This window comes from Endozoicomonas sp. G2_1 (assembly GCF_017744155.1).
Classification (GTDB): Bacteria; Pseudomonadota; Gammaproteobacteria; order Enterobacterales; family Alteromonadaceae; genus JAGHQT01.
In genome coordinates, this window is the sequence record NZ_JAGHQT010000009.1 from 1 (window position 1) to 25,429 (window position 25,429).

15 protein-coding genes are annotated in these 25,429 nt (G+C 41.9%); 4 read left to right on the top strand and 11 right to left on the bottom strand.

Annotated elements, in window-relative coordinates; translation table 11 throughout:
* Positions 1–187: 187 nt before the first annotated feature.
* The gene (locus J7384_RS11735; protein WP_209114234.1) at positions 188–1,033 is read right to left on the bottom strand and encodes a PEP-CTERM sorting domain-containing protein; all 846 of its coding nucleotides are present in this window, start codon (positions 1,031–1,033) and stop codon (positions 188–190) included.
* Between the two features lie 262 nt (positions 1,034–1,295).
* On the bottom strand, positions 1,296–1,805 hold the full coding sequence (locus J7384_RS11740) for a DUF3016 domain-containing protein (RefSeq protein WP_209114236.1): 510 nt from the start codon (positions 1,803–1,805) through the stop codon (positions 1,296–1,298).
* 293 nt (positions 1,806–2,098) lie between these two features.
* On the opposite strand from J7384_RS11740, the gene J7384_RS11745 reads away from it, so the two are divergent.
* The 3 genes from J7384_RS11745 (at position 2,099) to J7384_RS11755 (ending at position 7,142) form a co-directional block, all read left to right on the top strand.
* On the top strand, positions 2,099–4,429 hold the full coding sequence (locus tag J7384_RS11745) for an MMPL family transporter (RefSeq protein WP_209114238.1): 2,331 nt from the start codon (positions 2,099–2,101) through the stop codon (positions 4,427–4,429).
* Positions 4,430–4,447: 18 nt separating this feature from the next.
* On the top strand, positions 4,448–5,242 hold the full coding sequence (locus tag J7384_RS11750; RefSeq protein WP_209114240.1) for an outer membrane lipoprotein-sorting protein: 795 nt from the start codon (positions 4,448–4,450) through the stop codon (positions 5,240–5,242).
* A 112-nt stretch (positions 5,243–5,354) separates the two neighbouring features.
* On the top strand, positions 5,355–7,142 hold the full coding sequence (locus J7384_RS11755) for a FimV/HubP family polar landmark protein (RefSeq protein WP_209114242.1): 1,788 nt from the start codon (positions 5,355–5,357) through the stop codon (positions 7,140–7,142).
* Between the two features lie 9 nt (positions 7,143–7,151).
* Here J7384_RS11755 and J7384_RS11760 read toward each other — a convergent pair whose 3' ends face one another.
* Both J7384_RS11760 and acnB read right to left on the bottom strand, forming a co-directional pair.
* The gene (locus J7384_RS11760) at positions 7,152–9,104 is read right to left on the bottom strand and encodes a DNA topoisomerase III (protein WP_209114244.1); all 1,953 of its coding nucleotides are present in this window, start codon (positions 9,102–9,104) and stop codon (positions 7,152–7,154) included.
* Between the two features lie 199 nt (positions 9,105–9,303).
* A complete protein-coding gene (gene acnB, locus J7384_RS11765) occupies positions 9,304–11,907 on the bottom strand; it encodes a bifunctional aconitate hydratase 2/2-methylisocitrate dehydratase (protein ID WP_209114246.1) in 2,604 nt (867 codons plus the stop codon).
* A 447-nt stretch (positions 11,908–12,354) separates the two neighbouring features.
* Here acnB and J7384_RS11770 point away from each other — a divergent pair, with 447 nt between their 5' ends.
* Positions 12,355–15,153: a bifunctional aconitate hydratase 2/2-methylisocitrate dehydratase gene (locus tag J7384_RS11770; RefSeq protein ID WP_209114248.1), complete on the top strand. Its 2,799-nt coding sequence runs from the start codon at positions 12,355–12,357 to the stop codon at positions 15,151–15,153.
* A gap of 128 nt (positions 15,154–15,281) precedes the next feature.
* Here J7384_RS11770 and J7384_RS11775 read toward each other — a convergent pair whose 3' ends face one another.
* From J7384_RS11775 to ampD, 7 genes are all read right to left on the bottom strand, one after another.
* Positions 15,282–15,635, bottom strand: coding sequence for a hypothetical protein (locus tag J7384_RS11775; protein WP_209114250.1), 354 nt, complete (start codon positions 15,633–15,635; stop codon positions 15,282–15,284).
* A 161-nt stretch (positions 15,636–15,796) separates the two neighbouring features.
* On the bottom strand, positions 15,797–17,227 hold the full coding sequence (lpdA, locus tag J7384_RS11780; protein ID WP_209114252.1) for a dihydrolipoyl dehydrogenase: 1,431 nt from the start codon (positions 17,225–17,227) through the stop codon (positions 15,797–15,799).
* Between the two features lie 209 nt (positions 17,228–17,436).
* A complete protein-coding gene (gene aceF, locus J7384_RS11785) occupies positions 17,437–19,386 on the bottom strand; it encodes a pyruvate dehydrogenase complex dihydrolipoyllysine-residue acetyltransferase (RefSeq protein ID WP_209114254.1) in 1,950 nt (649 codons plus the stop codon).
* A 20-nt stretch (positions 19,387–19,406) separates the two neighbouring features.
* A complete protein-coding gene (gene aceE, locus J7384_RS11790; RefSeq protein WP_209114255.1) occupies positions 19,407–22,082 on the bottom strand; it encodes a pyruvate dehydrogenase (acetyl-transferring), homodimeric type in 2,676 nt (891 codons plus the stop codon).
* Between the two features lie 342 nt (positions 22,083–22,424).
* Complete coding sequence (gene pdhR / locus J7384_RS11795) at positions 22,425–23,219, bottom strand: pyruvate dehydrogenase complex transcriptional repressor PdhR (RefSeq protein ID WP_209114257.1); 795 nt, start codon at positions 23,217–23,219, stop codon at positions 22,425–22,427.
* Between the two features lie 433 nt (positions 23,220–23,652).
* Positions 23,653–24,648 (bottom strand): beta-lactamase regulator AmpE, encoded by a 996-nt coding sequence (gene ampE, locus J7384_RS11800; RefSeq protein ID WP_209114259.1) that lies wholly within the window; start codon positions 24,646–24,648, stop codon positions 23,653–23,655.
* Between the two features lie 118 nt (positions 24,649–24,766).
* Positions 24,767–25,405, bottom strand: a complete 639-nt coding sequence (gene ampD, locus J7384_RS11805; RefSeq protein WP_247741769.1) for a 1,6-anhydro-N-acetylmuramyl-L-alanine amidase AmpD — start codon at positions 25,403–25,405, stop codon at positions 24,767–24,769.
* Between the last annotated feature and the right edge of the window lie 24 nt (positions 25,406–25,429).

Consider the following 25,429-nt stretch of genomic DNA (forward strand, 5'->3'; position numbering starts at 1 on the left):
TTTTTCAACTTGGTCGACGACCGCCAATTTAAAAGCGAGTGAGTAATCCTTTTGAGTTCGTTTAGTGGTTGATTTCATGGCACTCTCCAATTCATTGATTGAAAAGTGTCAACCTTATTTAGGACGGTTCAGATAAAAAATAAAAAGGGCCATAAGGCCCTTTTTTATTGATTTTGTTCAACTGACACTATCTAGCTTTTCTAGCTCTAAACGCTAAGCCCATCAAAGCAAGTCCAAATACAGCCAAAGAGCTTGGCTCTGGTACTTCTATCGGACGAAAATCGTTAGTAAATCTAAAGCTGTTGATGTCATGAAAATTACCACCAGCACCAGTACCAGAAGTAAAGCCAACGAAAACATCACTGCTGCCAAATGTATTTTCCAGATCAACAGTATATGACAAGCTTGCGGTCGCAGGTCTAGAGTCACTTGTGCTGTAACGAACGTCTAACAAATCAGTTAAGCCATTATAGTCAACCCAAACGTACCATTCATCGCCGTTATTAAAACGCTCAGATTCACTTAACGTTACTTCAGAATTTACCGAACCATCAAGGTTAATACCAAGGTGATTACCGTCCGGGTCATCAACAGACGGGAAGCGGTTTACATTGTTAAAGTAAGTATCAAATTCAATCCCTAACGAATTAGAGATACCTTCGTAACCAATACCAAAGCCCAAACCACCAGCTGTGTTAGACTGGGTTTGTAAGGTGAATACGATACCATCAGCACCAGCACCATCACTATCGCCAATACCGATATTATTGTCTATTTGAAAGCTAAAAAATGAGCTAAAAGATGCTTGGTTTTGCAATGAAATAGCATTGTTTAAGAAAGCACTGCTAGATTGGTTTAAACCATTGGTCAAACGTAACACATCATCTGAATTTGGGTTTAATGAGGCTGCAGTACCGTTTAATTGAAACTGACTGAGATCTGAAAAATCGTCAAATTGAACGTCAATGACGTTTGCAGACGAAGAAAAAGACGTTATCAATACTGCTAAAGCGGCTAAATTTACGTACTTCATTTAGAATCCTTAATTTGCTAACTGCTACTACAGTCAATAAAAAAGCAAAATACGGACCAAAACAATAAAACAAAATAAAAAACAACAACTTAAACATAATTATAAAAATTAATTGTACAGGTGTGTAAAAATAAGCGACAAACGGTTATGTGAGAATAAAGAAGAGACTTTAGATGGTAAGAAGCGATGATTAATAATTGTTAATCATCGCTTCAGTCAAAAAGAAATATCGAGCCACTTTGTTGCAAATTGCAAAGCACGCCTAGTTTTTTGCAATAGTCTCCGTCATGAAGGTCTCACTAAACCAATCATCTAACATTTGTTTTTCATAACCAAACGAGCGATTGCGATAACGTAATTTCAAATGATTGTCTAAAAACCCTAAGTCTTTTAAATCTACATCACTCGCGGTAACTTCTTGATTTTGTTTATCAAGCAGTTGATAAGAAAATTCTAAACGCGGACTAAAAACGCGCTTGATAATTCTTACTTGATTCATACCTCCAAAGTTAACATCGCCAGCCAAGTCAACGTCAGTGACTTTAACCTTTAGTGTTTGTCCTTCAGGCAATTGCTCTGCCAACTTCGAAAAATGATCGCCAAGCTGCTTAAAAACTCTGTTTTGAAAATGCTTACGAGTTTCGTTTCCAGCTCTAATATCACGGTATTTTTCAGGCTCGTTCCACTCAACTTCAGCAGTAGCCGCAAAGGAAAAATTCGAAGCTAATAACGTCAAGCTTCCTATAACTGTATAAATAACAATTTTATTCATATACTACTCCTTAATTAACATACCAAGTAACCATTCTTGTAGTTTGACCGTGAAAATAGTTTTTCCATTGCAAAAAGCTACTCTATAGTCAACAACTTTTTTTACATTCTATTTCGAGTATAGTCAATAATTACACTACCAATGTTACTTTTTGATACATTATTGGTACTAATTCAGCAGCATATTGAACACGTTCGTACTTATTACATTGATAGTGGAAACCAGATACTGTTTAATTAAGTTACTATATCTAAAAGATATTTAACTTTTATTGTTCAAAGGACAAAACAAGCATGAAAGCACTGTGGCTCAAAGCAATAATTAGCCATTCTTGGTTAACTCTAATTCTCGTATTGTCGTTTGTTATCGTATCGGTTATTGGCGCTAAAAACTTGTACTTCAGGGGTGACTACAAAGTCTTTTTTGAACGTGATAACCCTCAACTTGTCGCATTTGAGAAAATGCAAAAAATATTTAGCAACAATGACAACGCAGCTATTATTATTGCCCCTAAGTCAGGAGACATATTTAACCAAAAAAGTTTAAAACTAATTAAACAACTCACTGATGAAGCTTGGCAAACCCCCCTTTCATCTCGCGTAGATTCAATTACCAATTATCAGCACACATGGGCTGAAGAAGATGATCTAATTGTCGAAGATTTACTGTTAGACGAAACTTCCATAGATGAACAACTAATTGATCGAATTGCTCGAATTACAATCTCAGAGCCCAACCTAGTTAAGCGCTTAATATCAGATCAAGGAGATGTTGCTGTTATTAACATCACCGTCCAACTGCCTGACGCGTCCATTCCAGAAAATGCAGCTACAGCAGCTCAAGCTGTGGTAGAAATCGCTGACTACATAGTGGCGTTGACAGATAGCTATAAAGAAAAATACCCAGATCACAACTTTTATCATACTGGCGTTGTTTACATGAATAATGCCTTTATCACAGAGTCCAAAAACGATGTGATGACATTAGTTCCGGCAATGTTTTTAGCAATTGTTGCAATTTTGTGGCTAATGCTAAGATCTATTGCGGCGACTATCTCAACGGTGCTCATTATTTTTACGGCAATAATTTCAACCATGGGGCTAGCTGGTTGGTTCGGATTCTTTTTGAGCACGGCAACGGTAAACGTGCCAACAGTCGTAATGACGCTTGCTGTAGCTGACTGTGTTCACGTGATATCAACTATGCTATTGGCATTGAGTCAAGGTAAAAGTAAATCCGAAGCAATTGGCTATAGCGTAGAGCAAAACCTAACACCGATATTTATTACAAGCGCCACTACGGCCATTGGCTTTCTAACGCTTAACTTTTCCAATGTGCCTGTTATTGTCGATTTAGGCAATTTAACAGCGTTGGGTATCATGATTGCTTTTTTGTTTTCAGTTACCTTGTTACCAGCTCTTCTCAATCTGCTGCCACTAAAGGTAAAAATAAATAACTCGAACAATAAAACCAAACTTAATGGCATCGCTTACTGGGTGACACGAAACCACAAAAAGCTGCTGCCTACGTCAGTAATAATTGTGATCGCTAGTTTGTATTTTTCTACTTTCAATCACATTAACGACGTACCTACCGAGTACTTTGACCAGTCGACCGATTTTAGACAAGCAACCGATTTTCAACAGGCCAATGTCAGTGGTATGTCAACAATAGATTTTGCACTCTACACTGAAGTCGAGTCGGGTATCAACAGCCCTTCAACACTGAAGCAAATACAGAGCTTTGCGACATGGTTGTCAGCCCAATCGGAAGTAGATCACGTTGCTACTATTTCTGACACCTTTAAAAGATTAAATAAAAACATGCACGGCGACGACCAGGCATATTATCAATTGCCTGATAGCCAAGAACTTGCGGCACAGTATCTGTTGCTGTATGAAATGTCGTTGCCATATGGCTTAGATCTCAATAACCAACTCGATATTGATAAGTCAGCTACCAGAATTACAGTTATTCTCAAGAACTTAGGGAGTAAAGAGTTCACTGAATTTGAGCAACGAGCGAAGCAATGGATATCTGCGAATGCACCGAATATTACTGTTGATGCAGCCAGCCCAGCGTTGATGTTTGCACATGTTGGCGAAAAAAATATGAAAAGTATGTTAGTCGGGGCGTTAGTTGCGCTAATCATCATTTCCTGCTTGCTTGTATTTGCCTTAAAGTCCTGGAAAATGGGAGCTATCAGTTTATTACCCAATTTGATTCCAGCAGCAATAGGTTTTGGTATTTGGGCTATATACTCTGCAGAAATCAATATGGGGCTTTCTGTTGTACTGAGCATGACGTTGGGCATCATAGTTGATGATACAGTGCACTTTCTCAGTAAGTATCAGCTAGCAAAAAAATTAGGCAGTAGCACTGAACAATCGATACACTACGCATTCAATAATGTTGGTTATGCTCTTTGGACGACAACAGTTGTGCTGACCATTGGTTTTAGTGTATTGGCAATGTCTTCGTTCAGGCTTAACGCAGACATGGGACTTTTAACCGCTATTATTATTGTAACAGCGTTAATCGTTGATTTCTTTTTCTTACCTGCATTCTTAATGTTGCTCGATAAAAGTAAAAACAAAACTCAACTAGAGATCAATAGAGCCTAACAACTTTGGAGAAACTTTATGAAACGAGCTAGTATAGCCATCAGCCAAGTACTACTGGCGCTATTGATGATAAGTAATAGTGCTTATGGACAAACACCTGAGCAAAAAGGTTTGGAAATAGCAACTGAAAGGAAAGCAAGAGATATCGGTTGGCAAGACTCTTATGCCGATGCTTCAATGATCTTGCGCAATGCTCAACAGCAAGAAACTATTCGAAAAATTCGTATTAAATCGTTAGAAATCAACAACGATGGAGACAAAAGTCTAACCATCTTTGATCGGCCACGCGATGTCAAAGGAACCGCTTTTTTAAGTTTTTCACATGCAACCACCCCTGACGAGCAATGGATATACTTACCAGCTCTAAAAAGAGTAAAACGCATTTCATCACGTAATAAGTCAGGACCATTTATGGGTAGTGAATTTGCTTTTGAAGACCTGAGTTCGTTTGAGGTTGAGAAGTATACATACCGATATCTGCGCGATGAAAAGGTCAATGGCGTAGATTGTTTTGTCATCGAAAGTGATCCTGTAGATAAATACTCAGGCTATACCCGGCAAGTCAACTGGATTGATAAAGCTCATTACCGCGCACAAAAGGTCGATTTCTACGACCGTAAAAACGCTTTATTAAAAACGTTAACCTTATTGAATTATCAGCTATATTTAGACCAATATTGGCGACCATTAAAGATGGTTATGGTCAACCATCAAACGGGAAAAAGCACCGATTTTGTCACACACAATTTGAGCTTTAAAACAGGTTTGACAGAAAAAGATTTTAATAAAGCTACCTTAAAGCGAGCCAAGTAACTGCTCAATGTACAATCAGCCAAAAGCTGGTCGTTAATTGGTACATGAGTTGCTTATTTCAAGTTTATTTATTTTTTGTCAAAACATTGTTCAGTACGGGAAAACACTGCATATGGTAAAACTAAAACGTCGCTATTTATACTCGGCAATGCTGCTGGGTCTAACCGTTAGTGCCCAAACCTTTGCAAAACCAAACAGTGTTCAGATGATTACTAGTAACGCTAGTGGTTCTGTCACAGCTGACCGCTACGGACCAATCAATCAAGGCGATACCATTTGGAGTATAGCCTTAAAGGTAAGACCCAATGATGAATTATCTGTTCATCAAGTGATGCAAGCACTTTATCACTTCAACCCTAAAGCATTTAGGGAAAATAACCTGAACTACATGATTACCGGGCATTACTTGAAAATACCGCCGCTGAGTTATATTCAGGATTTTGACAACAAACAAGCCAAAAATAAATTCCTAGACGATATTGGAGGCTGGTCAACAGCCCCCAAGAGAACAGTAAACGTTTTACCAACGTCAGCTAAAAGAGATAATGAATCAATTGTCAGAGGGTCTCAGAAACAAGCGCAAACAAATGCAGTAAGCAATGCTAATATCGAGACATTGCCGCCAGCAACAGTACAAAGTATCGACCAACCTGACGTGTCTAGCGACAACAACAATAACGAATCATCGAAAGAGCTAACCAATAGAAGCCAACCACAAACGAGTAACGCTACTTTTTCGGAACCACACAACAATGCCTTTCAGCTTAGCCTAATTGCAGCATTGGAGTATCGTTATTTCCCACAAGAGTTCCAATTCACTCAGCAACACAATGGTTATTTGTCAGCTTTTATTGAACCTGAAATTTATTTTCAGTGGAATCAACAAAACGACAGCTTAACATTTAAGCCTTTTTATCGTTGGGATCAATACGACGATGAGCGCAGTCACTTTGATGTACGAGAGTTAGTCTGGCTACATGTCGGTGAGACTTGGGAGCTGAGAACAGGTATCAACAAAGTCTACTGGGGGCAAACGGAGTCGATACACCTTGTTGATATTATTAACCAAACCGATTTAGTTGAAGCCATCGACGGTGAAGATAAACTCGGACAAGCAATGGTCAATCTGACACTCATTCAAGACTGGGGAAATCTAGACTTTTTTATTTTACCTGGCTTTAGAGAAAGAACATTTCCGGGTCTAGAAGGCCGATTGCGCCCAGAAATATTAATTGATCAAGATAACCCAAGATATCAATCAAGCCGAGAAGAACACCACATAGATTACGCATTGCGCTGGAGTCATTCAGTTGGTGCTTGGGATCTCGGTGTAGCTTGGTTTGACGGCACAGATAGAGAGCCATTGCTTATTCCCGAGTTAAATCCTATAACCAATCAGCCAACAATAGTATTGCTCTACCCACAAATTCAACAGCTCGGCATTGATGCTTTAGCAGCCGTTGGCGATTGGCTATATAAGTTCGAAGGCATTTACCGCCAATTCGATCAACAGCTAGCTCAAGATTTTGTTGCTATCGCGACCGGTTTTGAATACACCCAAATAGGTATATTTGACTCACAAATAGATTTGGGCTGGTTAATGGAATACCAGTTTGATGATCGCGATAACAACGCGACTACACCGGGACAGAACGATTTAATGTTAGGAACACGGTTTGTGCTCAATGACGTTGCAGGCACAGAAATTCTTATCGCTTACATCCAAGACTTAGACGATTCGACAACTCGTTCAAGCTTTATTGAGGCATCCAGTCGATTAAATGACTACTGGAAGTGGCGACTTGATGCCAGATTATTTTCCAGCAACAACAGTCTCGATCCCTTCAATTTCTTGCGTAGAGACGATCACATTCAATTTAGTCTAGAGTATTATTATTAATTGCTGATATTAATCATTAAAATTAGCTTTTGATGATTTTCTACTACTTGATTTAGCGTTAGCGGTTGTTTTTTTCTTGGTGTACTTTCGCTTTGGCTTAAATGCCTTTTTTGGTAAAACTGAAAAGTCTTGCTGTTGTGCTAGCACCAGTAATTCAGTTAAGCTCTGCTCCAGCGGTACCATAAAGTGCTGATAATTGAGCTGTCGTTCACTGATTTGATTTAGTGCTAGTTCCCAACGTGCAGTCATATCAGGCACGCGCGCTTGTTCAGGCAAGGTTTGAATTAGTCCCCGCCCTAGCTCAGAGGCATTAATAGTTTTACCTGACTTGACTAAAAAGCCGCGTTTAAACAGTAGATCAATAATACCAGCACGAGTCGCTTCAGTGCCAATGCCATCAGTTTCTTTGAGGACTTTTTTTAACTCAGGATCAACCACGTAACGGGCAATACCTGTCATAGCGGCAAGTAAGCTGGCATCGGTAAACGGTTTAGGTGGTTCGGTTACTTTTTGCAATAACTCTCCACGCTGACAATGTAACGCTTGCCCCTTGACTAACGGTGGCAAAAGTTTTTCACTGGCTGTTTGATTATTTTCAGCTCTTTGATAGAGCAACTTCCACCCCAACTGCTCAGGCACATTAGCGGTTGCACCAAAACGGCCCCCCGCAATTTCAATATCAACCTTAGTTTGTTGACTCAGGCAAAGCGGAAAAAACTGTGCAACATATTGACGGGCAATGAGCTGGTAAACGTTGCGTTCAGTATTGCTAAGGGTAATTTTTATTGGTGACTTCAGCGTCGGAATAATCGCATGGTGAGCGCCTACCTTAGCGTTATTCCAAGCTTTTGAACGATGACGAGAGTCTGCTTTGTCAATCAAATCACTGAACTTGAGTTGTGCGTTAGCCAGCATAGATAAAATTTCTGGCGCTTGTTTAAAGTGGTCAGTTGGCAAATAACGACAATCTGATCGCGGATAAGTGATCAATTGATATTTTTCATACAAGGCCTGACAAATATCAAGCACCTGTTTTGCGCTCAAGCCAAACTGTTTAGCTGCGTCTATTTGCAGTGATGATAAATTATAGGGTAGCGGCGCAGACTGCTTTTTTTGCTGCTGTTTGACCTCTTGCACCATAGCAGGCTGGTTATTGACCCTCGCGATAGCATTTTCCGCCAAAGCGCGACTGATCACGCGACCATCTGCATCTAAATAAGGAGCACAGGCCTCACTTGGTTGCCATCTCGCGGTAAAGCATTGACCATCAGCAGTTTGTAAATGCGCATCCACTTGAAAATAATCATGAGGGCGAAACTCACTTATTTCACGATCTCGATTAACCACTAACGCTAATACTGGCGTTTGCACTCGGCCAACAGATAACACGCCGTGAAAACCAGACTTTTGTCCGAGTATGCTATACGCTCTGGTTAAATTAATACCGTAAAGCCAATCAGCTCGACTGCGAGCCAGTGCAGAAATCGATAAAGCAACAAATTCTTGGTTTGATCGCAAACTCGATAGTGATTTTTTCACCGCAGCTAAATTGAGATCACTCACTAATAAGCGCTGAGTTTGCGATTTTTTGACAGCACTGACCTTTAAGTGATCAATGACTTCATCAACGAGTAATTGTCCTTCGCGGTCTGGATCGCCAGCATGAACAAGTTGTGTTGCCTGCTTAACCAGCTTTCGCAATATCGTTAATTGCGAGCGCGTTTTAAATTTAGCTTTTAACTGCCATTGCTCGGGAATAATAGGTAAATGTTCTAATTGCCATTTTGCATAACTTGGGTCATAACCTTCAGGGTCAGCCTGTTCAAGTAAATGGCCAATACACCAAGTCACCACATCACCATTGCCTACTTCAATGTAACCTTGCTGTTTCTTGTGGGGCTTAGGTAAAGCGGCGGCAATTGCTCGACCTAAGCTTGGTTTTTCGGCAATGTATAGTTTCAAAACTAATGGTGACTCAATAGCTATCGATTAACAAAGCTTAACACAAACACTGTATATAAAAACAGTCTTTAATAATAGCTTAATAGCTCAAATCTAACACTTACTATTTTTCGCGCCATAAAGTCTGACCGTTCGTCCTGAATATAAAAATACCGCCAGTTGGTGGTATTTTATTAAAAGCGAAGTTGAACACTGAGTGCTAGACCGCCTGTTGAACAATGACTGTTTCGGCTTTTTTGGTATAACGATCCATTTGATCAAAATTCAAATATCTATAGGTATCTGCAGCGGTAGCATCAATTTGCTTAGCATATTCAAAATACTCATCTGGCGATGGTAATTTGCCAAGAATTGCGCCAACAGCAGCGAGTTCTGCCGAGGTCAAATAAACGTTAGCGCCCGTGCCCAAACGATTTGGGAAGTTTCGCGTTGACGTAGACAGCACCGTTGACTTTTCTGCTACCCGCGCTTGATTGCCCATACACAATGAACAACCTGGTGTTTCTATGCGCACACCCGCTTTGCCATAAGTGAAGTAGTAACCTTCTTCAGTGAGCTGGTCGCGATCCATTTTGGTCGGCGGAGCAACCCACATTCTGGTATTCAACACTCCGCCAGTGTTACTCATATAATTATCGAGTAATTTACCAGCTGCTCTAAAATGGCCAATATTAGTCATGCACGAACCAATAAATACTTCGTCAACACTGTCGCCAGCGACTTCAGACAATAACTTGGCATCGTCAGGATCATTTGGGCAACACACTATCGGTTCAATAATTTCATTGAGATCAATTTCTAACACATGAGCGTATTCGGCATCGGCATCGGCACTCATTAACGACGGGTTCGCTAACCAATTTTCCATCGCGGTAATCCGACGTTCAATAGTTCGAACATCGCCATAGCCCTCACTAATCATCCATTTAAGCATGATAATATTTGATCTTAGATACTCTTTAACCGCGTCTTCTTCGAGCTTAATTGTGCAGCCAGCGGCTGAACGCTCAGCAGATGCATCAGAGAGCTCAAAGGCCTGTTCAACAGTCAAGCCAGTTAACCCTTCAATTTCCAAGATGCGACCTGAAAACTCATTAATTTTTCCGGCTTTTTCTACCGTTAGTAAGCCTTGCTTGATGGCATAGTATGGAATCGCATGTACTAAATCGCGCAAGGTAATACCCGGCTGCATTTTGCCCTTAAAACGCACTAAAACAGACTCAGGCATATCCAATGGCATCACGCCGGTTGCGGCTGCAAAAGCCACTAAGCCAGAACCGGCTGGAAATGATATACCAAGAGGGAAACGGGTATGTGAATCGCCCCCCGTACCAACCGTATCTGGCAATAACATGCGATTTAACCAAGAGTGAATAACACCGTCGCCGGGCTGTAATGAGACGCCGCCGCGATTCATCATAAAATCAGGCAAGGTATAGTGAGTGTTCACATCTACCGGTTTCGGGTAAGCTGACGTATGGCAGAATGACTGCATCACTAAATCTGCAGAAAAGCCCAAACAAGCGAGATCTTTCAGCTCATCTCGAGTCATGGGGCCAGTAGTATCTTGTGAACCTACAGTGGTCATCTTGGGTTCGCAGTATTGTCCTGCTCGAACCCCATCAAGGCCACATGCTTGACCAACCATTTTTTGCGCCAGAGTATAACCTTTACTTGAGTTTTCGCTGTCTTGTGGTTTAGCGAACAAATCGGTGTCAGCTAAGCCCATTGCGGCTCGTGCTCTAGCTGTTAAACCACGGCCAATGATCAACGGAATTCTACCGCCAGCTCTAACTTCATCCAGTAAAACAGGGCTTAGTGAGAATTCAGAAATAACCTCACCGGCTGCGTTTTTTACTACGCCTTGATACGGATAAATATCGATAACATCCCCCATGTTCATTTGCTGAACATCGAGCTCTATCGGCAACGCTCCTGAGTCTTCCATAGTGTTGTAAAAAATAGGGGCAATTTTGCCCCCTAAACAGACACCGCCCGTACGCTTGTTAGGCACATGTGGGATGTCTTGCCCCATAAACCACAATACAGAATTAGTCGCCGATTTACGCGATGAGCCAGTGCCAACCACATCGCCAACATAGGCCAGTGGAATACCGTTTTGCTGCATCGCTTCAATTTGCTTAATTGGCCCAACAACACCAGGTTGATCAGGAGTAATTCCCTCTCGCTCCATTTTTAGCATCGCTTTAGCATGCACAGGGATGTCAGGACGCGACCACGCATCTGGTGCCGGCGACAAATCATCAGTATTGGTTTCACCCGGCACTTTGAAAACTTTAACAGTAATCTTTTCAGCAACGGCAGGCTTTTCAGTAAACCACTGTGCCTCTGCCCATGATTGAATAACCGCTTTAGCAGCTTGGTTACCGCTGTCTGCTTTATCCTTAACATCGTAAAAGGCATCAAACATTAACAGTGTTTTCTTTAATCCAGACGCGGCAATTTCGGCTAACTTTGAATCGTCTAAAAGGTCGATTAGCGGCTCGATATTATAACCCCCAAGCATAGTCCCTAAGAGCTCCGTTGCTTGTGCTGGCGATAAAATTGGTGAACTAACCTCACCCTTGGCAACCGCGGCTAAAAAGCCCGCTTTAACATAGGCTGCTTCATCAACGCCGGCAGGTACTCGATTGGACAATAAATCAAGTAGTACTTGTTCCTCACCTACTGGTGGCGCTTTTACTAACTCAACAAGTGCCACCGTTTGCTCAGCGTTAAGCGGTGTTGGCACTAAACCTTGTTTCGCACGTTCTTCGACGTGTTGATAATATTCTGCAAGCATTATCTTTACCCATATCTATTTGTATTTGTTGAACTTGAGAACTGAGCACACTAAACAGCACGAGTACTAATTTTTTGCCCAGCTTTTTACATAGGCACCTGTTTGTTTTACTCAAAGCAGCGAACATGACTTGGTTTGACAATTAGGTGCTAAAATCGCAACACATTAGTTGACTCAAAGTGTAAAGTTAGAGGTTAAAATAAATTCACAACAGCTAAAATTAGACCTTAGTACTAGCACTAAATTTAGACACTGCTCAGATAAAAACTCGCTTGAAACGCTTTATTGACAATTGGTATAACCAATATAATCGAAATCTCTACCTCCTATAAACAACATGAATAATACTTATTTCAGCAAATGATTACTCGCGCTTAAAAAATCAGGTAAAATACCCAGCTAAAATAACTAAAAGATCAATTAGCATTTTTATAAAGTGAGTATCAAATGAGTCAATATTCAGAATATTTAGCGGAAATCAAAACCCGCAAAGAAGAGCTTGGTTTAGCACCAAAGCCAATTGATAGCGCTGATTTGTTAGCGGAAATTATCGAGCAGATCAAAGATAAAGATAATGCTCACCGTGAAGATTCATTAAACTTCTTCATTTACAACACACTTCCAGGTACAACAAGTGCTGCTGGCGCTAAAGCAGCATTTTTAAAAGAAATTATCTTAGGCAACGAAATCGTTGCTGAAATTTCAGTTGAATTTGCGTTTGAACTACTTTCACACATGAAAGGTGGTCCATCTATTGAAGTCCTTTTAGACATCGCATTAGGTGACAACGCTGAACTTGCCGCACAAGCAGCTGCGGTTCTTAAAACTCAAGTATTCTTATACGATGCTGACACTGCGCGTTTAGAAGCTGCATTCAAAGCAGGGAATGCCGTAGCAAAAGACATTTTAGAAAGCTATGCAAACGCAGAGTTCTTCACTAAGCTTCCTGAAGTTAAAGAGAAAATTGAAGTTGTTACTTACATCGCTGGAGTTGGTGATATCTCAACTGACTTGTTATCTCCAGGCCACCAATCTCACTCTCGTGCAGACCGTGAATTACACGGCCAATGTATGATCACTCCTGAAGCACAACAAGAAATCGTTGCTCTTCAAGAACAGCACCCAGACAAGAAAGTAATGTTGGTTGCTGAAAAAGGCACTATGGGTGTTGGTTCTTCTCGTATGTCTGGTGTTAACAACGTAGCACTTTGGGCTGGTGAGCAAGCATCTCCTTACGTTCCATTTATTAATATCGCACCTATTGTTGCTGGTACTAACGGTATCGCACCTATCTTCCTTACTACGGTTGACGTAACTGGTGGTATAGGTCTTGACCTTAAAAACTGGGTTAAGAAAGTTGACGCCGACGGTAACACTGTAACTGACGCAAATGGCGACCCAGTTTTAGAAGAAGCATACTCAGTAGCAACGGGTACAGTTCTAACTATCGATACGAAAGCAAAGAAACTATTCAATGGCGGCGACGAGCTAGCTGACATTTCTTCTGCATTCACTCCACAAAAAATGGAGTTCATGAAAGCTGGCGGCTCATACGCTGTTACTTTCGGTAAAAAGCTACAAACATTCGCAGCTGAAACTCTAGGTGTTAACGCGCCAGCGGTTTACGCACTGTCGAAAGAAATTTCTCACAAAGGCCAAGGTTTAACCGCGGTAGAAAAGATCTTCAACCGTAACGCTGTAGGTGTTGCTTCAGACTCGCCATTGCACGCTGGTTCTGACGTACGTGTTAAAGTTAACATCGTAGGTTCTCAGGATACAACGGGTCCAATGACTTGTCAGGAATTAGAAGCAATGGCTGCTTCTACAATCGCATCTAGCGTAGACGGTGCTTTCCAGTCTGGTTGCCACACAGCTTCTGTATGGGACAGCAAAGCAAAAGCAAATACACCTAAGCTAATGGCATTCATGAACGCGTTTGGTGTTATCACAGCTCGCGACCCGAAAGGCGTTTACCACTCAATGACTGACGTTATCCACAAAGTATTGAACGACATCACAGTTGATGACCGTGCAATTATCATCGGTGGCGACTCACATACTCGTATGTCTAAAGGTGTAGCGTTCGGTGCTGACTCAGGTACGGTCGCAATCGCACTTGCAACAGGTGAGTCTGCAATGCCAATCCCTGAGTCAGTAAAAGTTACATTCAAAGGTAACATGGCTGGCCACATGGACTTCCGTGACATCGTTCACGCTACTCAAGCTCAAATGCTTAAGCAGTTCGACGGCGAAAACGTATTCCAAGGTCGTATCATCGAAGTACACATAGGTACGCTTCTAGCTGACCAAGCATTCACATTCACTGACTGGTCTGCAGAAATGAAAGCGAAAGCGTCTATCTGTATCTCTAATAACGAAACATTGATTGAGTCTATCGAGCTTGCCAAATCTCGTATTCAAATCATGATCGACAAAGGTATGGAAAACGAAGCGGGCATGTTAGGTGGTCTAATCAAGCTAGCTGACGAGCGTATCGCTGGTATCAAGTCTGGTGAGCAACCAGCACTAGCACCTGATAACAACGCTAAGTACTACGCGGAAGTTGAAATCGACTTAGATTCAATCGTAGAGCCTATGATTGCTGACCCAGACGTAAACAACGAAGACGTATCTAAGCGTTACACCCACGATGTTATCCGTCCTGTTTCTTACTACGATGGTAAGCCAGTTGACCTAGGTTTCGTTGGTTCTTGTATGGTTCACAAAGGTGACATGCAAATCATCGCGCAAATGTTCCGTAACTTAGAAAAGCAAAACGGTGCAATTGAATTCAAAGCGCCTCTAGTTGTTGCTCCACCAACGTACAACATCGTTGACGAGTTAAAAGCAGAAGGCGATTGGGACATTCTAGCGAAGTACTCAGGTTTCGTATTCGACGACGACAACCCGAAAGGTGAAGCTCGTAAGACTTACGAAAACATCTTATACCTAGAACGCCCGGGCTGTAACTTATGTATGGGTAACCAAGAAAAAGCGGAGCCAGGTGACACTGTTATCGCCACTTCAACTCGTCTATTCCAAGGCCGTGTTGTAGCTGACTCAGCTGAGAAGAAGGGTGAATCTCTACTAGGTTCAACGCCTCTAGTTGTACTTTCAACTATCCTAGGTCGTTTCCCAACTATGGATGAGTACAAAGCAGCAGTTGAAGGCATTGACCTGACTCGCTTTGAGCCGCCAAAAGAAGAAATGACTACAGAGTTTATTGCCGTAAAACGTGTAGGCTAAGAGTAACGCGTGGGCTAATTTAGCTAACACAAACAAATAATAAAAAGCCTAAACTGAATAAGTTTAGGCTTTTTTGTATCTATACCCTTAAAGGTAAACAGCGACCACTTAAACTTGTCGCGTTAGTCTCACTTTTCTTGGGGCACAGGGCACTCTAAGTTGGCGGCTAACGAACCAAAAATCATATTGGGGAATGAACGTCTGTCATTGAATTCTTCAATACCTTCCAGTAACTCAAGCTTAAAACCATAGCTTCGACAAATCATAATAGATCGTCTTAACAAAAAGGTTGATAAGGTGCTAAACGGTGCTTTTGAGTTTGGAATAACTTCTATGTGATAAGTACCGTCTTCGCGTTTGGTTTCGCGAAACTGAACGTTGTGATCAAAATCCCACTGAGCCTGACCATTGCTCGATTCAATGTTTTGAGCACATCCTGACAACACACTTACCAACAGAGCAGCGATTACAACTTTGTTCATTGCTTTCCTCTTTCCATGTTTGAAACTTTATACTTTAAACAATCTATCAATATTAACGCTTGTTTTCCATTTATAGCTTTACTCGCCATATAAAAATTCAGAAATAAAAAAAGGGCTAGTGTTGTCACTGGCCCTTCTATTACAACTAGTGTTAGTTGTTATTATTTTTTCTTTTTAACGGCTTTCGCGTTAGGTAAATCAGTGATTGAACCTTCAAATACTTCAGCGGCTAAACCAATTGACTCATTTAATGTTGGGTGAGCGTGAATAGTTAAGGCAACGTCTTCAGCGTCAGCGCCCATTTCAACAGCTAAACCAATTTCGCCAAGCATTTCACCAGCATTGATACCAACAATTGCACCACCTAAAACACGACCAGATTCTTTATCAAAAATCAGCTTAGTTTTACCTTCAGTACGTGCTGAAGCAATAGCGCGACCAGAAGCTGCCCAAGGGAAGTTAGCCACTTCAATGTTAAGGCCTTGCTCTTTTGCTTCTTTCTCGGTTACACCAACCCAAGCCATCTCTGGGTCTGTGTAAGCAATAGAAGGGATACAACGAGGTTCAAATACGTGCTTCTTACCAGCGATAACTTCAGCAGCTACGTGCGCTTCGTGAACCGCTTTGTGGGCAAGCATAGGTTGACCAACAACATCGCCAATCGCAAAAATGTGGTTAACGTTAGTGCGAAGTTCATTTGAAACATTGATAAAGCCGCGCTCATCAACGTTAACACCAGCTTGGTCTGCTGCTACTAAGTGACCGTTTGGCTTACGACCTACAGCAACCAAGATCTTGTCGTAACGCACTTGGCTCTCTGGCGCATTTTTGCCTTCGAAAGTGACGTATAAACCATCGTCTTTAGCGTCAACGGCAACAACCTTAGTTGATAACATAATGTTGAAACGCTTTTTGTTGTAGTTTTGGTAAGCTTTAACAATGTCTTTGTCGGCTGCAGGCACTAACTGGTCAGCAAACTCAACAACAGACACGTTTGAACCTAAAGAGCTGTATACTGTCCCCATTTCTAGGCCGATAATACCGCCACCAAGTACTAACATTTCTTCAGGAACGTCTTTTAACTCAAGAGCACCTGTAGAGTCGATAACACGAGGATCTTCTTTTGGAATAAATGGCAAATCAACAACCGATGAACCACAAGCGATAATCGCATTGTCAAATTCAACCGTTGTTGTACCTTCTTCAGTTTCAACTGCAATAGTTTTGTCTGAAGTAAACTTGCCGTAGCCGTATACAGTCGTCACTTTACGCTGCTTGGCCATACCAGCCAAACCGCCAGTTAACTGACCAATGACGCTGTCTTTCCAGTCGCGAACTTTGTCTAAATCAATTTCAGGCTTACCAAAGCTAACACCGTGAGATGCCATATCAGCAGCATCATCAATGACTTTAGCAACGTGTAATAGTGCTTTAGAAGGAATACAACCAACATTTAAACAAACACCGCCTAGCGTTTTACGGCTTTCAACTAAAACAACGTCAAGTCCTAAATCCGCAGCGCGGAATGCGGCTGAGTATCCGCCAGGGCCTGCACCTAATACAACCACTTGAGTTTTAATATTATTACTCATGCTAACCTCAATAATTAATTAATAGCGATAATTCCAGCATCACTAACAGGGTTAATCACGCTCAATTATCATGCGACTTTTACTGGTGACATTTACCAGTGAAAACTTGTTCATTATGGCTGGCAAGTGTACTGAATGTCAGCAAAAATCGCCATATTTATCTTGCTTTAATGTAAAAGTGAGTGCACTGCACTCACTTTATTGGCCAATTACAAAATCAGTTTGCGAATGTCTGACATTACACCCGCTAAGTGAACGGTAAACTTAGCTGCTAATGCACCATCGATAACGCGGTGATCATATGAAACTGAAAGTGGTAACATCAAGCGAGGAATAAACTCCTTGCCGTTCCACTTAGGTTTCATTTCAGACTTAGAAACACCCAAAATAGCCACTTCTGGTGAGTTGACGATTGGCGTAAATGACGTACCGCCAATACCACCAAGGCTAGAAATAGTGAAACAACCGCCTTGCATATCAGTGGCTTTCAGCTTGCCTTCGCGCGCTTTAACACTAATTTCTAGTAGCTCTTTTGACAATTCATAAATGCCTTTTTTGTCAACGTCGCGAATAACCGGAACAACTAAACCGTTTGGTGTATCAACCGCAATACCAATGTGAACGTACTTCTTGAGGATCAAGCTTTCGCCGTCTTCACTCAAGCTAGCATTAAACGTTGGGTAAGCGCGCAATGCACTGGCAGCAGCTTTCATCATAAACACCAATGGTGTTATTTTGAAACCTAGCTTCTGCTTCTCGGCAACAAGGTTTTGTTCTTTGCGGAACGCTTCAACATCGGTAATGTCAGCTTCATCAAACTGTGTCACGTGTGGAATAGTAACCCAGCTGCGATGCAAGAATGGACCAGAAATCTTTTGAATGCGCGATAACGGCTTCTCTTCAATTTCACCAAACTTAGAGAAATCAATCGACTTACCAGCAACAACTTGTAAGCCACCCTCACCATTAGCGACTGAGCTACCCGCGTTAGCTTTTGGACGTGACAACTCATATTTAACATACGACTGAACGTCTTCTTTCAAGATACGACCTTTGCGACCCGAACCTTTCACTAAGCTTAAATCAACGCCAAACTCACGCGCTAAACGGCGAATAGACGGAGATGTATAAATAGCACCTGTAGCTTTAAAGCTACCAGATTGCGGATGATGAGGCACTGGCGCAGATTTTTTAGCTGCAGGAGCCGGAGCCGCAGGAGCTGATGCTGGCGCAGGTGCTGTTACTGGTGCAGGAGCTGAAGCAGCTGGGCTTTCACCGCCGCTAACTTCCAACTTAATCACCAATGAACCGGTTTTAACCTTATCGCCAGTATTCACCAATACTTCTTTAACAGTACCGGCATGAGAAGACGGTACATCCATGGTTGCTTTATCAGTTTCTAAAGTAATTAAACCGTCTTCTTCTGCGATTTGGTCGCCAACGGCTACAAGTACGTCAATAACGTCAACTTCGCCGTCTTCACCAATATCAGGGACAGCAACGTCAATCACTGAGCTTGCCGCAGCGGGTGCTGGGCTTGGTGCAACCGCTGGTTGTGCTGCAGGCGCAGGAGCAGCAACAGCAGCACCTGTTTGTACTTTCAATACCAATGAACCAGTTTTTACTTTGCCGCCATTCTCAACACAAATTTCGACAACAGTACCGGCATGAGATGAAGGTACATCCATCGTTGCCTTATCTGTCTCTAAGGTAATTAAACCGTCTTCTTCTGCGATTTCGTCACCAACAGCCACTAAAATATCGATAATATCGACTTCGCCATCTTCGCCAATATCAGGGACAAAAACGTCAACGATTTCACCGCCAGCTGAAGGAGCCGGAGCTGCTGGCTGAGCAGGAGTAGCAACTGGCGCTTCTGGTTCAGCTGCTGGTACTTGAGCCTCAGCACCCGTTTTAATTTCACCACCTTTTATTTCACCAATAACATCGCCTTGCTTAATTTTGTCGCCAACAGCAACATTTAACGCAGCTAAGGTACCAGCAACGGGTGCTGGAATATCCATAGAGGCTTTATCGGTTTCAACGGTCACAATACCTTCATCGGCTTCAATTGCGTCACCAACAGCAACGCAAAGCTCGATAATTTCAACTTCTTCACCGCCAACATCTGGCACAATAATTTGTTGAATATCAGACATATTATTTATCCTATCCAGAATTATGCGTAAAGCGGGTTAAGCTTGTCAGCATTAATGTTAAAACGCTTAATTGCGTCACTAACAACAGAGCGTTCAATGTCACCGCGATTTGCCAACTCATACAATGCTGCAACCACGACATAGTGATGATCTACTTCGAAGTGTTGACGCAAGTTAGCACGACTGTCTGAACGACCAAAGCCGTCAGTACCTAGTACGCGGTAGTCAGTATCGATAAAAGCGCGAACTTGATCAGCATAGTTCTTAACGTAATCAGTTGCTGCAATGGCAGGACCTTTGTCAGCAGTAATCACTTGACCAACGTACGCTGTTTTGGGTGCTTGCTCTGGGTGTAGCATGTTCCAACGAGTCGCTTCTTGACCTTCACGCGCTAACTCGTTGAACGAAGTTACTGAGTAAACATCACTCGAAACATTGTAGTCATCAGCTAAGATTTGTGCTGCCTGACGCACGTGGTTCAAAATTGTACCTGAACCCATTAACTGAACGTTCGCCTTAGCACTTGATGCTTCAACGCGATCTAACTGGTAAATACCCTTGATGATTTGCTCTTCAACATCTTTTGCCTCTGGCATTGCTGGATGTTGGTAGTTTTCATTCATCAATGTTAAGTAGAAGAAAATGTTTTCGTTTTCTTCGTACATACGACGCAAACCTTCACGGACAATTACCGCAACTTCGTAACCGTATGTTGGATCGTAAGTAACACAGTTAGGGATAAGACCCGCTTGAACGTGCGAGTGACCGTCCTGATGCTGTAAACCTTCACCGTTAAGCGTTGTACGACCTGCGGTAGCACCTAATAAGAAACCACGTGCTTGCGAGTCACCTGCTGCCCACGCTAAGTCACCAACGCGTTGGAAACCAAACATTGAGTAGTAGATGTAGAACGGAATAGTGGTCGCGTTACAAGTTGAGTAAGAGGTACCTGAAGCAACCCAAGACGCCATGGCACCTAACTCGTTGATACCTTCTTGAAGTACTTGACCTTTTTTGTCTTCGCGATAGTAAGCAACTTGATCGGCATCTTGCGGTACGTATTTTTGACCTTCGTTAGCGTAAATACCTACTTGGCGGAATAAACCTTCCATACCGAAAGTACGCGCTTCATCAGGAATGATAGGCACGACACGCTTACCGATTTTCTTGTCTTTCAATAAGCTATTTAAAATACGAACAAACTGCATGGTTGATGAAACTTCACGCTCACCTGAACCTTTTAAGACCGCATCAAATGCTTTCAGTGCAGGTATTTCTAACTGCTCTTCTGCTTGCTCACGACGCGCAGGTAAAGAACCACCCAAGGCTTGACGACGAGCGCGCATGTATTCCATTTCTGGGCTACCATCTTCAAATTTGAAGAATGGCAAGTCTTCGATTTGATCGTCAGAAATAGGCATATTGAAACGGTCGCGATATTGCTTAATCGACTCAACATCCATCTTCTTAACATTGTGAGCAACGTTTTGTGCTTCACCCGATTGACCCAAGCCAAAACCTTTTACGGTTTTCGCTAAGATAACAGTTGGACGACCTTTGGTGTTTACTGCGCGCTCATAGGCGGCATAAACTTTAACTGGATCATGACCACCACGGTTTAAGCGCCAGATGTCTTCGTCAGACATATTAGCAACCATAGCAGCAGTTTCTGGGTACTTGCCAAAGAAGTTTTCGCGAGTGTACTTACCGCCTTTGGCTTTACAGTTTTGATATTCACCATCAACGGTTTCGTTCATCAACTGTAATAATTTGCCAGAAGTGTCGCGAGATAATAGTGCATCCCAGTAGCTACCCCAGATAACTTTAATCACTTCCCAACCAGCGCCGCGGAACGTACCTTCCAGCTCTTGGATGATTTTACCGTTACCGCGTACAGGGCCGTCAAGACGCTGTAAGTTACAGTTAATAATAAAAGTTAAGTTATCTAAGCCTTCGCGAGACGCTAGACCAATAGCACCTAGTGATTCTGGCTCATCACACTCACCGTCGCCCATAAAACAGTATACGCGCTGATCTGAACAATCTTTAATACCGCGATCAGTTAAGTATTTAAGGAAACGTGCTGTGTAAATCGCTTGTAAAGGACCTAAGCCCATAGATACCGTTGGGAACTGCCAGAAGTCAGGCATTAAGTGCGGGTGTGGGTATGAAGATAAACCGTTGCCATCGCACTCCTGACGGAAGTTGTTCATTTGCTCTTCAGTCAAACGACCTTCTAAGAACGCTCGACCGTAAATACCCGGTGAAATATGACCTTGAGCAAAAATAAAATCGCCGCCATCTTTTTCAGAGGCCGCTTTAAAAAAGTGATTGAAACCAACATCATAAAGCATTGCCGAAGAGGCAAAGCTACCAATATGACCACCTAATTCTAGGTTTTTCTTAGATGCGCGTAATACCAAGACCATAGCGTTCCAGCGAATCGCAGCGCGAATGCGCGCTTCAATAGTTTGGTCAGCCGGCATGTGAGGCTCTTGTCCCGGTGGGATAGTATTTACATACGCAGTCGTCGCATCAAACGGTAAATGTGTACCACTGCGACGGGCACGTTCAATCAATTTCTCTAAGATGTAATGGGCACGCTCTGGACCTTCATTTTCCAAAACTGATTCCATTGATTCGATCCACTCTTGTGTTTCTAGTGCATCAATATCTTGATTAAGGAGCTCAGACATAATTTTACTTAGTCTCCGACTGTTAGGGTTAATTGTGCTGCCAGCAACAAATCGCTAACAACGCGCTTACTGTTATACTCAAGCTACTTCAAGATAAATGTTCAGTTGGGATTAAAAGCGATTTAGACAAGGCATTGATTGCAAAGAATGGTTATTCCCTTGTTAAAATCAATAACGCCGTATAAATCGTCTTTTAAACCAACCCTTTGGGCGCTTCACAGGGGCTTAATCTCTTCGTTGCAGCTAATTGAAAGGGAATAACCATTCCTGCTAGCTGCGCCTTGATATTGAGCCCCTGTGACAACGCTGAACTACGCATCTTGAAGTAGTTTGAGTATATTACTAATATTCTCGTCGCTGCATTCTGCGCATCGATCTTTCCATGCGACTCTGCTCTTGCGACAAGTCTAATAAAACTTCTTCAATGTAGGCCAAATGACGATGGCTTGCCGCCCAAGCTTTTTCAGGCTGACCACTTAAAATCGCTTCTAATAAACGGGTGCGATAATCAGCAATCTTGGCAAAAATCACAGGCCTTTGAGCTAAAATCGTTAAATTTTGCTCAATATTTTCAATTAACAATGGCGACATACTGCGTGCCAAATGCAACATAACGGCATTGTGCGATGCCGCACATACCGCTAAATAAAACTCGAACACAGCTTTAGCTTCCGCCGCATAATCATTTTCGATTTGGGCATGACCAATGTTTTCGTGCTTGAGTTTAATCTCAGCAAAATCTGCTTCTGTGCCGCGCATCGCTGCATAGTATGCAGACATACCTTCAATACCGTAGCGAAACTCAAGTAAATCAAATTGCGCTTCTGAATGCTGTGACAACAAATTAAACAATGGATCAGCTAGGCCAGAAAGCAAATTTTCGGCGACAAACGTTCCACCACCTTGCTTGCGCGTAACCAAACCTTTGGCTTCAAGCTTTTGAATAGCTTCTCTAAGCGAAGGTCTTGAAACTTCAAATTGTCTAGCAAGTTCACGCTCAGGTAATAGCTTTTGCCCTGGTTGCAAGCTGCCTTCAACAATCATTGCTTCCAAACGAGCAAGAATAACGTCCGATAGTTTCGGCGTTCTCAATGATGTTGTCGCAGAAGGTACTGCTGATTGTTTGCTGGTTAACATAACGCTTGTTTACTACCTATTGCTTTAACACCTGTTTCGCTCAAACTCAAACACCAATTGGTAAATTGGTCTTACCAATGATTCTTAAGTATAAATAACATACCAAAGACACGGCTAAATGTAAATGAATTTAGTGGATATCGGGATGGTTGCCAAGCGCTAAATTAAAGTAAAAACTTAATACAACCGTTTGAAATAATGGTCAGACCATTTAGGTTACAAGCACCCGTAAGTATGGTTTTAACATCTTAATTGATGTCATTACAAAACGAAGTAAAACAAATGATTGGTCAATAAAAAACGACTCAAATCAGCAATTAATTTTTGCTCATTTGAATCGTTTAAATAGACATCCAAACTAAGCTTTAAGCTTAGCTAACACAGTACTTTGGTCAGCATATAAAGCCTGTTCCTGTAATTGGCAAGTAGCTAATTAAGTAATCACGCCAGTTATGATCAATAGGGAAACCACGGCTAAACAAAGTAATAAGGTTCTTTTGGCCAAACGCACTAAAATACAGGGTTCTGCACTACAGTCGCCTTCATCAATCATAAAGTCTTCTGACTTCTCTGCCACATTAACCAGCACACTATGAGGAGACTGGCTAAAATTAAAAACGCTCTCTAACCATATTGGGAAAGCTTTTGAAAAATGTCCAACCAACATATAGCAAAATGCGACTATACGTACTAACGGCCATTCTAGTATAAACAGTATTTTTTGTAGTTGGCCGTGCACTTCCGCATTGTAATCGCATTCAACAGCATCGTGATTGATATAGCCTTGCTCAGTGGCGGTATGCTTGGTAAAGTCTTCCGAATCACCAATAACTTCTGACTCTACATCATCGGCCGCTAATTCAACTTGTTCTGTATCATCAGCCATTTGTTCATTAGCTTGTTCGCATTCGACTTTTTTGAGGGCGGCATTTTCAACAAGTGTTAACAATAATCGATAAAACAAAGCCCCCGGCGCACCAAACAAAACAAAGAAGATCATGATGGCAATAAAATAGCGGAAATTAAGCCAAACCAAAATTTGGCCAAAGCTCATATCGGCGAGATTCTTATCTTGCTGTAACTGTTGGTGATGCAATTCACATGTCGTCAATTCACCGCGAAACGCTGAGTTCAGATAATTTTTGTAGCACTCTCGGGTTTGGACACAGCCAAAGCAAACAATTAACAATAAGGTAGAGACAACTAGGTGCAGTATAGTGTCGTCGATTGCCGCTAACACTACGTAAACCAAAACAACCGGTAGTAGCAAAAAGATAAACGTACTAAGACTAGATTGCCACGGCGACTTCACCCACTGGTTGTTAATTGCCAATTGGCAATAACGACGAAAGTAGAAGCTAAACTGCCACACTGGCGAAGAGAGGCTACGTTGAGCAGCAAGGGCAATTAAAAGACTGATTAAACTCATAGTGTTTCTCTACTCATAGCCGTGGTTATATTATTTACTGTCGATTAGTAATCTTTATTAACTGTTTTGTACTAGCTTTCTAATATTGGCTGTCTTACTTTTGTGATTTCATATAAGTCTATGTACTAGCCAACAATTGATTAAAATACTGCCAATCAAAAGATGGTCCAGGATCCGTTTTTCGCCCCGGCGCAATATCACAGTGACCAACAATATTATCTTTAATTAAAGGATACGTTTCTCTGAGCTTAATTACTAAGCTGACCAGTTGTTGATATTGTTGTTTTGTATAGGGAATATTATCGGTTCCCTCTAGTTCAATACCTATCGAAAAATCGTTACAGCGCTCTTTGCCCCGATACTTAGAAACACCGGCGTGCCATGCTCTTTGATCAAAATTAACGTATTGGATAATCTCGCCATCTCGTCTGATCAAACAATGTGCGGAAACCCTAAGCTGATAAATCCCCTCAAAAAATGAATCCTGACTAGGGTCTAAGCGCCCCATGAACAAATCAGTAATGTACGGCCCGCCAAACTGTCCCGGTGGCAAAGAAATATTGTGGATCACCAATAAGTCGATATTGGTACCCTCAGGTCGTTGATCAAAATGACTGGAATATTGTTTTTCAACATTATTCAACCAACCTTGAACAATACTGTCTCGAACCATATTATCTTGAATAATGCAATCTTGAACCTTATTACTGTTTAATACGTTAGTTTTTTTATTTTCAGCCAACGAGTACCCTGCCATTTCATTCTTAACTTGTTGCTAACT